This is a genomic window from Enterobacter sp. R-1.6.2 (assembly GCF_035064085.1).
GTDB lineage: Bacteria > Pseudomonadota > Gammaproteobacteria > Enterobacterales > Enterobacteriaceae > Enterobacter > Enterobacter asburiae_B.
The window spans coordinates 25,899-40,037 of record NZ_JASEYI010000013.1 but is presented as its reverse complement, the minus strand read 5'-3'; the positions used below and the strand labels follow the sequence as shown (position 1 = coordinate 40,037).

General features: G+C 57.9%; 17 protein-coding genes. 14 read left to right on the top strand and 3 right to left on the bottom strand.

The features are described 5' to 3' along the window. Positions 1 to 102: 102 nt before the first annotated feature. Positions 103 to 1,206 carry an aspartate-semialdehyde dehydrogenase gene (gene asd / locus QMN93_RS15075; protein ID WP_033146834.1) on the bottom strand — a complete coding sequence of 368 codons (1,104 nt, stop codon included), beginning with the start codon at positions 1,204 to 1,206 and terminating at the stop codon, positions 103 to 105. Positions 1,207 to 1,385: 179 nt separating this feature from the next. Here asd and yhgN point away from each other — a divergent pair, with 179 nt between their 5' ends. Further along, positions 1,386 to 1,979, top strand: a complete 594-nt coding sequence (yhgN, locus tag QMN93_RS15070) for an NAAT family transporter YhgN (RefSeq protein ID WP_003861574.1) — start codon at positions 1,386 to 1,388, stop codon at positions 1,977 to 1,979. Positions 1,980 to 2,083: 104 nt separating this feature from the next. Here yhgN and tusA read toward each other — a convergent pair whose 3' ends face one another. After that, complete coding sequence (gene tusA / locus QMN93_RS15065) at positions 2,084 to 2,326, bottom strand: sulfurtransferase TusA (RefSeq protein ID WP_008503071.1); 243 nt, start codon at positions 2,324 to 2,326, stop codon at positions 2,084 to 2,086. A gap of 167 nt (positions 2,327 to 2,493) precedes the next feature. Here tusA and QMN93_RS15060 point away from each other — a divergent pair, with 167 nt between their 5' ends. Continuing rightward, positions 2,494 to 3,159: a 7-cyano-7-deazaguanine/7-aminomethyl-7-deazaguanine transporter gene (locus tag QMN93_RS15060; protein WP_023309514.1), complete on the top strand. Its 666-nt coding sequence runs from the start codon at positions 2,494 to 2,496 to the stop codon at positions 3,157 to 3,159. A 72-nt stretch (positions 3,160 to 3,231) separates the two neighbouring features. Next, the gene (locus QMN93_RS15055) at positions 3,232 to 3,789 is read left to right on the top strand and encodes a DcrB family lipoprotein (protein WP_064673695.1); all 558 of its coding nucleotides are present in this window, start codon (positions 3,232 to 3,234) and stop codon (positions 3,787 to 3,789) included. A 4-nt stretch (positions 3,790 to 3,793) separates the two neighbouring features. Here QMN93_RS15055 and QMN93_RS15050 read toward each other — a convergent pair whose 3' ends face one another. Next, entirely contained in the window at positions 3,794 to 5,011 is a 1,218-nt protein-coding gene (locus QMN93_RS15050; RefSeq protein WP_039263064.1) for an MFS transporter, read from the bottom strand. Positions 5,012 to 5,156: 145 nt separating this feature from the next. Here QMN93_RS15050 and QMN93_RS15045 point away from each other — a divergent pair, with 145 nt between their 5' ends. The 11 genes from QMN93_RS15045 to QMN93_RS14995 all read left to right on the top strand — a co-directional run bounded on the left by QMN93_RS15045 (position 5,157) and on the right by QMN93_RS14995 (position 14,138). Continuing rightward, positions 5,157 to 6,206, top strand: a complete 1,050-nt coding sequence (locus QMN93_RS15045) for an AI-2E family transporter (protein WP_032662225.1) — start codon at positions 5,157 to 5,159, stop codon at positions 6,204 to 6,206. 337 nt (positions 6,207 to 6,543) lie between these two features. Then, the gene (locus QMN93_RS15040) at positions 6,544 to 6,933 is read left to right on the top strand and encodes a hypothetical protein (RefSeq protein WP_023309518.1); all 390 of its coding nucleotides are present in this window, start codon (positions 6,544 to 6,546) and stop codon (positions 6,931 to 6,933) included. Between the two features lie 69 nt (positions 6,934 to 7,002). Continuing rightward, complete coding sequence (locus QMN93_RS15035; protein ID WP_032662220.1) at positions 7,003 to 8,067, top strand: methyltransferase; 1,065 nt, start codon at positions 7,003 to 7,005, stop codon at positions 8,065 to 8,067. A 66-nt stretch (positions 8,068 to 8,133) separates the two neighbouring features. Next, on the top strand, positions 8,134 to 8,856 hold the full coding sequence (locus QMN93_RS15030; protein WP_039263062.1) for a beta-ketoacyl synthase chain length factor: 723 nt from the start codon (positions 8,134 to 8,136) through the stop codon (positions 8,854 to 8,856). Further along, on the top strand, positions 8,853 to 9,668 hold the full coding sequence (locus tag QMN93_RS15025) for a 1-acyl-sn-glycerol-3-phosphate acyltransferase (RefSeq protein WP_033146839.1): 816 nt from the start codon (positions 8,853 to 8,855) through the stop codon (positions 9,666 to 9,668). Before QMN93_RS15030 ends, QMN93_RS15025 begins: the two co-directional genes overlap by 4 nt. Next, on the top strand, positions 9,649 to 9,906 hold the full coding sequence (locus QMN93_RS15020; RefSeq protein ID WP_008503081.1) for a phosphopantetheine-binding protein: 258 nt from the start codon (positions 9,649 to 9,651) through the stop codon (positions 9,904 to 9,906). Before QMN93_RS15025 ends, QMN93_RS15020 begins: the two co-directional genes overlap by 20 nt. A 10-nt stretch (positions 9,907 to 9,916) precedes the next feature. After that, positions 9,917 to 10,168 carry an acyl carrier protein gene (locus QMN93_RS15015; RefSeq protein WP_024908875.1) on the top strand — a complete coding sequence of 84 codons (252 nt, stop codon included), beginning with the start codon at positions 9,917 to 9,919 and terminating at the stop codon, positions 10,166 to 10,168. Between the two features lie 6 nt (positions 10,169 to 10,174). Further along, a complete protein-coding gene (locus QMN93_RS15010; RefSeq protein ID WP_029740658.1) occupies positions 10,175 to 10,762 on the top strand; it encodes a hypothetical protein in 588 nt (195 codons plus the stop codon). Next, on the top strand, positions 10,755 to 12,116 hold the full coding sequence (locus QMN93_RS15005) for an AMP-binding protein (RefSeq protein WP_193140140.1): 1,362 nt from the start codon (positions 10,755 to 10,757) through the stop codon (positions 12,114 to 12,116). Before QMN93_RS15010 ends, QMN93_RS15005 begins: the two co-directional genes overlap by 8 nt. Next, positions 12,103 to 12,456, top strand: a complete 354-nt coding sequence (locus QMN93_RS15000) for a hydroxymyristoyl-ACP dehydratase (protein WP_033146841.1) — start codon at positions 12,103 to 12,105, stop codon at positions 12,454 to 12,456. The genes QMN93_RS15005 and QMN93_RS15000 overlap by 14 nt, the downstream gene beginning before the upstream one ends. Continuing rightward, positions 12,447 to 14,138, top strand: coding sequence for a glycosyltransferase (locus tag QMN93_RS14995; RefSeq protein ID WP_193140142.1), 1,692 nt, complete (start codon positions 12,447 to 12,449; stop codon positions 14,136 to 14,138). The genes QMN93_RS15000 and QMN93_RS14995 overlap by 10 nt, the downstream gene beginning before the upstream one ends. Position 14,139: the final 1 nt, after the last annotated feature.

The window sequence follows — 14,139 nt, the reverse complement described above, 5'->3', positions numbered from 1 at the left end:
ACGCTCTAGATGACTCCTGATAAAAAATAAGACATACGCGTGTTACTCCATGTAGTACGCAAAAAAAAGGGGTGAAAATCACCCCCGGTAGTTAACAAATTATTACGCCAGCTGGCGCAGCATGCGGCGCAGCGGCTCGGCGGCGCCCCACAGGAGCTGGTCGCCGACGGTGAACGCGGAGAGGTACTCCGGCCCCATGTTCAGCTTGCGCAGACGGCCAACCGGCGTGGTCAGCGTGCCGGTAACGGCAGCCGGGGTCAGCTCGCGCATGGTGATATCGCGATCGTTTGGCACCACTTTCGCCCACGGGTTGTGCGCGGCCAGCAGCTCTTCCACGGTCGGAATAGACACATCTTTTTTCAGTTTAATGGTGAAGGCCTGGCTGTGGCAGCGCAGCGCGCCGATACGCACGCACAGACCGTCAACCGGAATGGTGTTCGCGGTCGCGAGGATTTTATTGGTCTCAGCCTGGCCCTTCCACTCTTCGCGGGTCTGGCCGTTATCCAGCTGTTTGTCGATCCATGGGATCAGACCACCGGCCAGCGGTACGCCGAAGTTGTCCACCGGCAGCTCGCCGCTGCGGGTCAGCTGAGTGACCTTACGTTCGATATCAAGGATCGCGGACGCCGGGTTTGCCAGCTCGGTCGCGACGCTTTGGTGCAGCTGGCCCATCTGGGTCAGCAGCTCGCGCATATGACGCGCGCCGCCGCCGGACGCGGCCTGGTAGGTCGCCACGGAGACCCACTCCACCAGATCCTGCGCGAACAGGCCGCCTAGGGACATCAGCATCAGGCTGACGGTGCAGTTACCGCCGACAAAGGTTTTCACGCCGTTGTTCAGGCCGTCGGTGATGACGCCCTGGTTCACCGGGTCAAGAATAATGATGGCATCGTCTTTCATACGCAGCGAAGAGGCCGCGTCAATCCAGTAGCCCTGCCAGCCGCTTTCACGCAGCTTTGGATAGATTTCGTTGGTATAATCGCCGCCCTGGCACGTCACAATAATGTCGAGTGCCTTCAGCGCTTCCAGATCGTAAGCATCCTGCAACGTGCCTGTGGTACCACCAAAGGACGGAGCAGCCTGGCCGAGCTGGGAAGTGGAGAAGAAGACCGGGCGGATAGCGTCGAAATCGCGCTCTTCAACCATGCGTTGCATGAGTACAGAGCCGACCATACCGCGCCAGCCGATAAAACCAACGTTTTTCATAGCATTTTTTTCCTGCTGAGGGTGTGTGCTGATTGTGCAAGCCAGTATTGAACTGGGATATGCTTCACATTACAAAATGCTGCCAAAGTCGCAAGCGAAATTAATCGATGATTGCCCGGCAATCAGAAAAAGCGCTAATCATCGGAATAACACTACTAAGTATCAGGGATAATTTAAAGATGAGTGAAATCATTTCCGCGGCGGTTTTATTGATCCTGATTATGGATCCACTGGGAAACCTGCCTATCTTCATGTCGGTGCTGAAGCACACCGAGCCGAAGCGCCGCCGGGCGATCATGATCCGCGAGCTGCTCATCGCCCTGCTGGTGATGTTTATCTTCCTCTTTGCCGGTGAAAAAATTCTCGCGTTCCTGAACCTGCGCGCCGAAACCGTGTCGATTTCCGGCGGGATTATTCTGTTCCTGATTGCCATTAAGATGATTTTCCCAAGCGCGGAAGGCAGCAGCAGCGGCCTGCCCGCGGGTGAAGAGCCGTTTATCGTGCCGCTGGCGATTCCACTCGTCGCCGGGCCGACCATTCTGGCGACGCTGATGCTGCTGTCGCATCAGTATCCGAACCAGATGAGCCATCTGGTGATTGCCCTGCTGATCGCCTGGGGCGGGACGTTTATCATCCTGCTGCAGTCGTCGCTGTTCCTGCGCCTGCTGGGTGAGAAAGGAGTGAACGCGCTGGAGCGCCTGATGGGGCTGATTCTGGTGATGATGGCAACGCAGATGTTCCTGGACGGGATCCGCGCGTGGATGAAAGGCTAGGCAAACGCAAAACGGCAATCAAAGATTGCCGTTTTTAGTGTTTGCCCCCTCTCCCCGTGGGAGAGGGGCGGGGTGAGGGCATCAGGCCGCAGAGGACAGCCCATCTAACCCTTACGAATCAAATACCGGTACGGCAGCGCCTCGGTCTGCTGTGCCACCAGCTCATGCTCCATAAAGGTACAAAAGCCGGGAATATCGCGGGTCGTGGCCGGGTCGTCGGCAATAATCAGCAGCGTTTCACCGGTCTGCATGTTGCGCACGGTCTTACGTACCATCATTACCGGTTCCGGGCAGCGAAGGCCCTGGGCATCAAGAGTGTGGTCTGGGCTGGAAAACAGGTCGGTCATGGTCTTCTCGGTCTGGTAAAAACGGCTGTAGTTTACGCCCGGTTGCGATCAATGCAAACCAGGTTAACGATTGCGTAAAAACTAACCATTGCAATGTCCTGACAAAGCAGTATCATGCTGCGGTTTTTATTGGGTTCCCTCACCCCAACGTATAAAAAGGTCACAATATGACGTCGTTTTCTGAATCACAGCGCGTAAAAGCGTTGTTCTGGCTTTCGCTTTTCCATTTGCTGGTGATCACCTCCAGCAACTATCTGGTGCAGCTCCCGATCTCCATCTTTGGTTTTCATACCACCTGGGGCGCATTCAGCTTCCCGTTTATTTTCCTCGCGACGGATTTGACCGTGCGTATCTTTGGCGCACCGCTGGCTCGCCGTATTATTTTTTCGGTCATGCTCCCGGCGCTCTTCATCTCGTACGTGGTTTCGTCACTATTTTATATGGGAAGCTGGCAGGGCTTTGAGGCATTAACCCACTTCAACCTGTTTGTTGCCCGTATCGCCGCGGCAAGCTTTATGGCCTACGCGCTGGGGCAGATCCTCGACGTGCATGTGTTTAACCGCCTGCGTCAGAATCATCGCTGGTGGATGGCGCCAACCGCCTCCACGCTGTTCGGTAACGTGAGCGATACGCTGGCCTTCTTCTTCATCGCCTTCTGGCGCAGCCCGGATGCGTTCATGGCCGAACACTGGATGGAAATCGCGCTGGTGGACTACTGCTTCAAGGTCCTCATCAGCATTGTGTTCTTCCTGCCGATGTACGGCGTGCTGCTCAATATGCTGCTGAAAAGGCTGGCAGATAAATCTGAAATCACGGCATTGCAGGCTGGTTAAGGGTTCGCTTTATCAGTTGTGATAAGATGAGCGAATGAGCCGTTATGGCCGTTTATCGAAAGGAAGAAGTCAATGCGCAATCTGGTTAAATATGTCGGGATTAGCCTGCTGGTTGTGGGTCTTGCAGCCTGTGATAACAGCGACACGAAAACGCCTGCTCAGGGCGCATCCGCAGAGAGCAACGCGACCGGCCAGCCGGTGAATCTGATGGATGGCAAACTCAGCTTCTCTCTGCCAGCCGATATGACCGATCAGAGCGGCAAGCTGGGCACCCAGGCGAATAACATGCACGTTTACTCCGACGCAACCGGGCAGAAAGCGGTCATTGTGATTGTGGGCGACGACACCAGCGAAGACCTGTCCGTCCTGTCCAAACGTCTGGAAGATCAGCAGCGCGGCCGCGATCCTCAGCTGCAGGTCGTGACCAATAAATCCATCGAGCTGAAAGGCCACACGCTGCAACAGCTCGACAGCATAATCTCCGCAAAAGGCCAGACCGCCTACTCTTCTGTGGTGCTGGGCAAGGTTGATAACAAACTGCTGACCCTGCAGATCACTCTGCCAGCGGAAGATCAGCAGAAAGCGCAGACGGCTGCTGAAAACATCATTAACACCATCGTGATCCAGTAACGCTTCACGACGATGACGTGGCCTCCGGTGCCTGCACCGGGGGCCATTTTTTTAGCCGCCACGTCAGCAGCAGCGCAATCACCACCAGGCCCGCCGCGGCAAGATAGATTACCGGAACCCCTGCCCAGGCCATCACCAGCCCCGCCAGCGGGCCGGTAATGCCTAAAGACATATCCATAAACACCGTATAGGTCGCCAGCGCCGCCCCCTGATTCTGCTGCGGCACGGCTTTTACCGCCACCACGCCCAGCGCCGGGAAGACCAGGGAAAAGCCAGCCCCCGCGAGGAACACGCCCACTTTCGCGACCCAGGGCACCATCGCAATTCCGGTCAGCAGCAGCCCGACTATCTCTATCGCAAAGCAGATCATCGCCACATTCAGCCCGCCAAGACGGTTGATGCCGTTAGGGAAAAGCAGGCGGGCGCCAACAAACGCACAGCTGAACAGGGTTAACGCAAAGGCTGCGCCGTCCCAGCCTTTGGCGTCGTAGAACAGGGTAATGAAGGTCGCAATCACGCCGAAGCCGGTGGTCGCCAGCGCCAGGGCCATACCGTACGGCCAGACGCGCCCCAGCACCGCCCGAAACGGCAGCGGCTTGCCCTTGCTGGCCTTCACTTTCGGGCGCGGCAGCGCAAAGAGGATTGCCAGCAGCGCGACCGCCATAATGGTGATGGAAAGCCCATACAGCCCGCCAAGCGCATAGCAGGCCACGCCGAGCGGCGCCCCGAGCGCCATCGCACCGTAGGTGACAATCCCGTTCCAGGAGATCACCCGGCCAATGTGCGGCGCGCCTACCACCCCCACGCCCCACAGCGTCGAGCCGGTTCCCGCCAGACTTTGCCCGATGCCAAGAATGACGCGGCCCAGGCAGAGCAGCGCCAGGCTGACCAGCGGCCAGTGGCCGGTTGCGGCAGCCAGCAGGTAGCTCAGGCCACTGAGGAAACAGCCGCACAGTCCCACCACCACGATGCTTTTTGGACCGAACGCGTCCGCGTAGCGCCCGGCATGCGGGCGGCTGAGGAGCGTGGCGAAATATTGCAGGCTAATCACCAGCCCCGCCCAGAAGGCGCTGAAGCCCATCACGTCATGGACATAGCCCGGCAGGACCGCCAGCGGCAGGCCAATGGTCAGATAGCTGGCAAAGTTGAAAATCACAACGGAAACGATGCGCAGATTGAGGCGCAGTCCGCTCAGTGCCGGTTCAGCGGCAGGTTCGGGCATGGGGTTCTACCTGGATTTTTTACAACAGTGTTTCACTATTACCACGGCGCAATAAGAAAATCAGCCCCGACTTTCAGATTAACGGTGCCAGACGAAGCGAAGCCCGGGCACTACACTTATCGGGTCATCATATTAAGGAACACGCATGATCGCTAACCCGTCCGACAAAGCAGGACTCCACATCTTATTAAAACTCGCCTGTCTGGTGGTTATCCTTGCGGGTATCCATGCTGCCGCTGACATTATTGTTCAGCTCCTGCTGGCGCTCTTTTTTGCCATCGTGCTTAATCCTCTGGTCACCTGGTTTTTACGCCGGGGCGTCAGCCGTCCGGTAGCCATCACCATCGTGGTTATTGTCATGCTGATTGGCCTGACGGCGCTCTTCGGCGTGCTGGCGGCATCGCTGAGCGAATTCTCCACCATGCTGCCGCAGTACAACAAAGAGCTGACGCGTAAAATTGTCGCGCTGCAGGAGATGGTGCCCTTCCTCAATCTGCATATCTCACCCGAACGGATGCTGCGCAGGATGGACTCCGAGAAGGTCATGACCTACGCCACCACCCTGATGACGGGGCTTTCCGGCGCGATGGCCAGCATTCTGCTGCTGGTCATGACCGTTGTGTTTATGCTGTTCGAAGTCCGCCACGTCCCCTATAAGCTGCGCTTTGCGCTGAACAATCCGCAAATTCACATTGCCGGGCTACACCGGGCCCTGAAGGGCGTCTCCAAATATCTGGCGCTGAAAACGCTCCTGAGCGTATGGACCGGGGTGATTGTCTGGCTGGGGCTGATGCTGATGGACGTGCAGTTCGCGCTGATGTGGGGCGTGCTGGCCTTTCTGCTGAACTACGTGCCCAATATTGGCGCGGTGCTTTCCGCCGTGCCGCCGATGATTCAGGCGTTTCTGTTTAACGGTTTCTACGAATGCATGCTGGTCGGCGCGCTGTTCCTCGTCGTGCATATGGTGCTGGGCAATATTCTTGAACCGCGCATGATGGGACACCGTCTGGGCATGTCGACGCTGGTGGTCTTTTTATCCTTACTGGTTTGGGGATGGCTGCTTGGCCCGGTCGGTATGCTGCTGTCGGTTCCTCTGACCAGCGTATGTAAAATCTGGATGGAAACCACCAAAGGCGGCAGCAAGCTGGCGATCCTGCTCGGGCCGGGGAGGCCGAAAAGCCGGTTACCCGGCTAACCGACCTACCTGTACAGGTAGGTTTAAACCGTCAGTAATACACCGTAAATTACCGCGTCCCTAATCCGTCGCGGTATTTTTATTTGCGTTAAGGCGATACTCATTCTGTTTTTAATTACGCCGCGCGCATTACGTTCAAACGCAATTCATGATTTAACGCAAATTATAAAAAATGAAATTCTTATTTATTTTCCATGTTATTATGCCCGTCTTCGCGTCAACGTAATGTAAACATTAATATTGATTAAAAAACACACCCAGCGATAACAAAAAGCCGGATGAATATTATTTGTAAAAAACACTACCTTTAATTGTTATTATTGATATGGAGTTGTTGATGAAAAAGATCGTTAAATGGTGTGCTGCTGCCGTATTCGTTGGCGCACTGGCAGGCTGTGCGCGTACCGCCCCAATTGCTCAGGTTCACTCTATTGTAAGCGCGGGCCATACTGCCGATCAGGTAAAAACGGCAATTTTGAAAGCAGGCCAAAAACGCGACTGGATCATGACGGAAACCGGCCCGGGAATGATTAAGGGGCGTCTGCAGTCACGCGATCACTCCGTCCAGGTAAGTATTCCGTACACGGCCACAAGCTATTCAATCAACTATGAAAACAGCCTTAACCTGAAAGCGGCAGACGGTAAAATTCACAAAAATTATAACCGTTGGGTAAATAACCTCGACCACGATATTCAGCTGAACCTCTCCGCTGGCGCCGCGCTGTAATATTTTTCTAAAGTCGGGCCGCGTATGGCCCGATAACCTCTCTTTATTAGCCTCAAAGGTTACGCAGGAATGTACGAAAAGGACACACTCAGCGCACTGGATGCCATTACCGAAGCGCAGCGCATCGCCTTTGCCCCGATGTTATTCCAGACTGCGCTTTGTCTGCGTAACTCAGGCGTTCTCGCCTGGCTCGATAAACAAGGTAAAGAGGGGGCAAGCCTCGAGGAAATAACCGAACACAGCACGCTCGGCAGCTATGGCGTCAGCGTACTGCTGGATATGGGATTAAGCGGTCGAATTGTTACCCAACAGAATGGACGTTATTTCCTGGCGAAAGTGGGCCATTTTTTACTGCATGACGAAATGACCCGCGTAAATATGGATTTCACCCAGGATGTTTGTTACCAGGGGCTATTTCACCTGGCGGACGCCCTTCAGGAGGAAAAACCTGCCGGATTAGCCGTGTTTGGCAACTGGCCAACCATCTACCCGGCGTTATCCCAATTACCTGCTCCGGCGAAAGAGAGCTGGTTCGCCTTCGATCATTACTATTCTGACGCCGCTTTTGACGCTGCGTTGCCATATATATTCGCAAGCTCGCCGACAAAATTGTACGATGTGGGCGGAAATACGGGTAAATGGTCGTTACGCTGCTGCCGCTATGACGAAAATGTTGCCGTGACGATCCTCGATCTGCCGCAGCAGATAGCGCTGGCGCAGGAAAACATCGCAAAAGCAGGTTTTTCTCATCGTATTGCATTCCATGCTGTCGATATGCTTAGCCCAGCAACATTGCCGGGTGACGCCGACGTCTGGTGGATGAGCCAGTTCCTGGATTGTTTCTCTCCGGATCAGATTGTCGCCATGCTGACGCGCGTCGCGCAGGCCATGAAGCCAGGCGCACGTTTGTGCATCATGGAGCTTTTCTGGGATGCTCAGAAATTTGAAGCAGCCTCTTTCAGCCTGAATGCCACCTCGCTCTATTTCACCTGTATGGCGAATGGCAATAGCCGGTTTTACAGCGTAGAGAAGTTCTATCGCTACCTGGAGAGCGCAGGTTTCAGCGTTGAACAGCGGCTGGACAACCTTGGGGTCGGTCATACCCTGCTGATATGCACCAAACGTGAACAATAGAGCAGCTTAGCTGCCGGGTGGCCCAGTCTGCCCTTTGAATACGGTTTTTTTCGCGGACGCGCGTAGATGAAATTTTCACTGAACATTATCGACTGGCAGGCGAGAGCGCCAGGACTCAGCGATGCCACAGAGTGGCAGGCATGGTCGCGCCTGCAGCTGGCCGTTGACCCAGCGGCCCCGCTTCCCCGCCTGACCGCTTTACCCATGATGACCGCGCGCCGCCTCAATTCAGGCAGTAAGCTGGCGGTGGATATTGGTCTGGCCATGCTGCAAAACCACGCCATTGATGCCGTCGTCTATTCCAGCCGCCACGGCGAGCTGGAGCGCAACTACCGTATTCTGCATGCTCTGGCGACCGGGCAGTCCGTTTCACCCACCGACTTCGCGATGTCCGTGCACAATTCCGCGGTGGGCAATCTCACGATCACCGCACGCCAGGCCATCGTCTCGTCATCCATTTCTGCCGGGCTGGACACCTTCCAGCAGGCTTTATGCGAAGTGCTGAGCCTGCTGCATGCGGGCTATTCCCGCGTCCTGCTGGTCGACTTTGACGGCGCGCTGCCGGAATTTTACCATCCGGCGCTACCGCCGCACATGCCCACCTGGCCCTACGCGCTGGCGCTGGTGATTGAATCCGGCAACGGATTGCAGTGTGAAACCCGCAGCGGCAGCACGGGTGAAGAACCCGCCCTGCCGCAAAGCCTGATGTTCCTGCAGCGCTATCTCAGCGAGGAACGTCAGTTTGCGGTGCCCGGCGAACGTTTGCTGTGGCAATGGACGCGCGCATGAACCGCCTGGCTGCCCGTATCAACTGGTTATGGCGTCTGGTGATGACCGGCTTCTGCTTCGCGCTGTTTGGCGTGGGCGGGCTGCTGCTGTCGTTGGTCTGGTTCAACCTGCTGCTGATCGTCCAGCGCGACCGCGCCAGCCGTCGCCGCCTGGCGCGTCGCAGCATTGCGGCCAGCTTCCGCTTCTTCCTGACCGTGGCGCGCGGCCTCGGCGTACTGGACTATCGCATTCACAATCTTGACGCGCTGCGCAGCGATCGGGGTTGTCTGGTGGTGGCTAACCACCCCACGTTAATTGACTACGTGATTCTGGCGTCGGTGATGCCCGAAACCGACTGCCTGGTGAAAAGCGCGCTGCTGCGCAACCCCTTTGTCAGCGGCGTTATCCGCGCGGCGGATTATCTGATTAACAGTGAAGCCGAGCCCCTGCTCGCGGCCAGCCAGCAGCGTCTGGCTCAGGGCGACACGCTGTTAATCTTCCCGGAAGGCACGCGTACCCGGTTTGGCGAGGCTATCTCCCTCCAGCGCGGCGCGGCAAATATCGCCGTGCGCTGTAACAGCGATCTGCGGGTGGTGCTGATCCACTGTAGCGAACACCTGCTGGATAAAAAAAGTCACTGGTATGATGTACCGCCAGAAAAACCTGTTTTCACCGTGGATGTCCGCGACCGCGTGAACATCGACGAATTTTACGATGCAAATGAACAAGAACCGGCGCTGGCGGCAAGGCAGTTAAACCGGCATCTGCAGCATCGATTAACATCAGGCCTTCAATCTTTGTCAGGAATTAATGATGCAAGCGCTTTATCTTGAAATTAAGAATCTCATTATCACCACGCTGAATCTGGACGAGCTTACCGCAGAGGATATTGATACCGATGCCGCGCTGTTTGGCGATGGGCTGGGTCTGGACTCCATTGACGCGCTGGAACTGGGTCTGGCGGTAAAAAACCAGTATGGCGTGGTGCTTTCTGCCGAAAGCGAAGAGATGCGCCAGCACTTCTTTTCCGTCGCCACGCTGGCGTCCTTTATCAACGCTCAACGCGCCTGAGATGTGAACGATGACTGAACAAGAAACCATTTATCAGGAAGTCTGCGGCCTTCTGACCAAGCTCTTTGAAATCGACCCGCAGGACATTACGCCCGAAGCCCGTCTTTACGAAGACCTGGAGCTGGACAGCATTGACGCGGTGGACATGATTGTTCATCTGCAGAAGAAAACGGGCAAGAAAATCAAGCCGGAAACCTTCAAGTCGGTTCGTACCGTTCAGGATGTGGTAGACGCCGTCGAACAGCTTCTGCGCGAAGAGTAAGACGTCGTGCGTGGTGGACGGACGTTCCCGGTCATCCCACTGCTGACGGGGCTGATGCTGCTGGCGTGGCCCTTCCTGATTGGATTTGGGCTGACGCACAACAGCCTGCAGTGGCTGTTGCCGGTGATGGCGCTGGTATTGCTGCTGCGGCTGCGCCAGGCGCGACGGAACGCTGGCCCGATGCGGTATGTGGTGCAGTGCGTGGCGCTCGCGGGCATTGCGCTCTGCGCGGCAAGCTACCTGCTGAAAACCCACCAGTGGCTGCTGTTCTACCCGGTGGTCGTCAACCTTGTGATGCTGGCCGTGTTCGGCGGTTCGCTGTGGACCGCGATGCCGCTGGTCGAACGACTGGCGCGCCTGCGCGAGCCAAATCTGCCCCCGGAGGGCGTGCGCTATACCCGCAAGGTGACCCTCGTCTGGTGCGGCTTTTTCATCGGAAACGGCGCGATGGCGCTGTTCACCGTGCTCCACGGCGACATGCATCTGTGGACGCTGTGGAACGGTATGGTGGCTTATATCCTGATGGGAACGCTGATGGCAACCGAGTGGCTGGTGCGCCAGCGGGTGATAAAAAAAGAGATGCACAATGACTAGTCCCCTTCCGCTGGGCCAGTGGTTAAACGCGCCCCGCCCTGACGACATGCCCGTTGCCTGGCTTGACGATCGTACCTGGACGCTGGGCCAGCTGCGCCACGACGTGACCCTGCTGGTCGACACCCTGCGTCAGCAGGAAGGCGAGCGCTGGGCGCTGTGCTTTGAAAACAGCTACCTGTTTATCGTTGCGCTGCTGGCCTCGCTGCATGCCGGTAAAACGCCGGTCATCCCCGGCCATAGCCGCGTCTCGCAGCTTGAAGAACAGCAGGCGTTGTTTAGCGGCGTTCTGAGCGATCGCTCTCTCGATTTCCATGGCAAGCTGATTGTGGTGGCCTCCAGCCATCAGACCGCTCGCCGCTGGGCGCCCCTGCCGGCCATTGACGAAAGCCGCTTCGTTGAACTGTTCACCTCCGGCTCAACGGGTACCCCGCGCCGGGTGATTAAGCACATCGTCAGCCTGGATCGCGAAGCCCGTCTGCTGGCTGACCGCTTCGGCGAGCGGCTGACCGGCTGTAGCGTTGTCGCCTCGGTCGTACCGCAACATCTGTACGGCCTGACCTTCCGCATCGTCTTGCCGATGGCGCTGGGCCTCCCGCTGCATGCCGCGATGCTCTACTACGCCGAGCAGCTGGCCGCCCTTCCTCATGACCGGCATTACCTGTTCATCAGCAGCCCGGCGTTCCTGAAGCGCCTGGATACGGAGCTGCCCGCGCCGCCCGTCAGAATGCTGATTTCAGCAGGGGGCATGCTGCCGTGGTGTGACGTCGCCACCACCGCTGGCTGGCTTAACATCTGCCCGGATGAAATTTATGGCAGCACCGAAACCGGCATCCTCGCCTGGCGCCATCGCCAGCAGGATAACGTCCCGTGGCTGGCCTTCCCCGGCGTTATCTTCCATCAGGAAGATGACGCCTGTCGCGTCACGTCGCCACTGATCCACGAGGCTGAAGGACTCCAGCTGGACGATATCCTGCACTTCGACAGCGAGGGGCTGTTCAGCATCGCCGGTCGTCGCGGGCGGGTGGTCAAAATTGAAGAAAAGCGCATCTCGCTTAACGAGATCGAACGTCGCCTGCTGGAGCTCGACGGCATTTGCGAAGCGGCTGCGCTACCGGTCACGCGCGGAGGCCGTCAGGGGATTGGCGCACTGCTGGTGCTGGACGAAGCGGTTCGCCAGCGCGGCTATATGCAGGATAAAAAAGCGCAGGAGTTCGCCTGGCGTCGCGCCCTGCTGCCGTGGCTTGAGCCGGTCGCCGTTCCGCGCTACTGGCGCATTGTCGATGAAATGCCGGTAAACAGTATGAACAAGCGTGTCTATGCGCAGCTAGAGGAGTTATTTCATGAAAATTCATGAAATTGAGCGCCACCAGACACAGCCGGAGAAGCTGGAAATCATTTTGCATCTCGACGCGGCGCTGTTCTGGTTTCAGGGCCATTTTGCCGTACAGCCGCTGCTGCCCGGCGTTGCGCAGCTTGACTGGGTGATGCACTACGCCACGACGTTACTGGCGCCGGGCTACCGCTTTCACAGCATTCAAAACGTGAAGTTCCAGGCGCCTCTGCTGCCGGAAACCACGGTGACGCTGGTGCTTGAGTGGCATGCCGAACGTCAGATGCTGACCTTCAGCTACCAGCGTCACGCCGGGGCGGAGCGCCATACCGCCAGCAGCGGGAAAATTCGGCTATGTCAGTAACCTTCCGCCCCTGCGTGCTGATCCCGTGCTACAACCACGGCGCCATGATCGCCCGCGTGCTGTCGCGTCTCGCACCGTTCGGCCTGCCGTGCCTGGTGGTGGATGACGGCAGCGAAGCGAGCACCCGTCAGGAGCTCGAGCGCCTGGCGGCGGAGCAGCCGCAGGTAACGCTGGTCCGCCTGGCGCAAAACGCCGGAAAAGGTGCCGCGGTCATCAGGGGGCTGGAGGAGTGCGCGCGCGCGGGCTATACCCACGCCGTGCAGGTGGACGCGGACGGTCAGCACGCCATCGAAGATATTCCCAAACTGCTGGCGCTGGCGGAGTGCCACCCGGACGCGCTGATCTCCGGCCAGCCCATTTATGATGATTCCATTCCGCGCTCGCGGCTCTACGGGCGCTGGGTAACCCACGTCTGGGTGTGGATTGAGACCTTATCCCTGCAGCTTAAAGACAGCATGTGCGGCTTTCGAGTCTACCCGGTCTCGCCCACGCTGCGCCTGGCAGCGCGTGAAACGCTCGGCAAACGGATGGACTTTGACACCGAAGTGATGGTCCGTCTCTACTGGCAGGGCAACGCCAGCGTCTTTCTGCCCACCCGCGTTACCTACCCGCAGGACGGGTTGTCCCACTTCGACGCGTTAAAAGATAACGTGCGGATCTCCCTGATGCATACCCGGCTGTTCTTCGGCATGCTGCCCCGCATGCCCGGCCTGCTTTTTCGTCGACGCCGCCAGCACTGGGCGCAGCAGGACGAGGTCAAGGGCCTGTGGGGCATGCGCCTGATGCTGCGCGTCTGGAAGCTGATGGGCCGCCGGGCCTTTACCGTGCTGCTGTGGCCGGTCATCGGCGTGTACTGGCTTATCGCACGTCCGGCGCGGCTGGCCTCGCGGCAGTGGATTGAGAGAGTGAAGCACGAGCTGCGTCAGCGGAACATACCCGTTCCCCCGCGGCTCAACAGCTTTTTCCATTTCATGCGCTTCGGCAACGCGATGCTGGATAAAGTCGCCAGCTGGCGCGGTGAGCTGCAGTTTGATCGCGACGTGGTCTTTGCCCCCGGCGCGAGCGAAACGCTTAATATCGCGGCGCCGCAGGGCAAGCTGCTGCTGGCCTCGCATCTTGGCGACGTAGAGGCCTGCCGTGCGCTGGCCCAGCTGGACGGCAGCAAAACTATCACCGCCCTGGTCTTCAGCGAAAACGCCCGGCGCTTTAAGCAAATCATGAGCGAAATGGCGCCCCAGGCGGGCGTGAATTTGATGTCGGTCACCGACATCGGCCCGGACACCGCGATTGCCATCAAAGAGAAGCTTGAGCGGGGAGAATGGGTCGCCATTGTGGGCGACCGCATCGCGGTGAATCCGCAGCGTGGCGGCGAGTGGCGCGTGATCTGGAGTCCGTTCATGGGCCAGCCAGCGCCGTTCCCACAGGGGCCGTTTATCCTGGCCTCCATCCTGCGCTGCCCGGTGGTGCTGATTTTTGCCCTGCGCCAGCAGGGTAAGCTCGTCCTGCACAGCGAACCGTTTGCCGACCCGCTGCACCTGCCGCGCGGCGAACGCCAGCAGGCGCTGCAGGAGACCGTCGATCGCTACGCGCAGCGGCTGGAGCATTACGCCCTCCTGTCGCCGCTCGACTGGTTTAATTTTTTCGATTTCTGGCATCTGCCAGAGTCCAGAGAGAAGGAGTAAA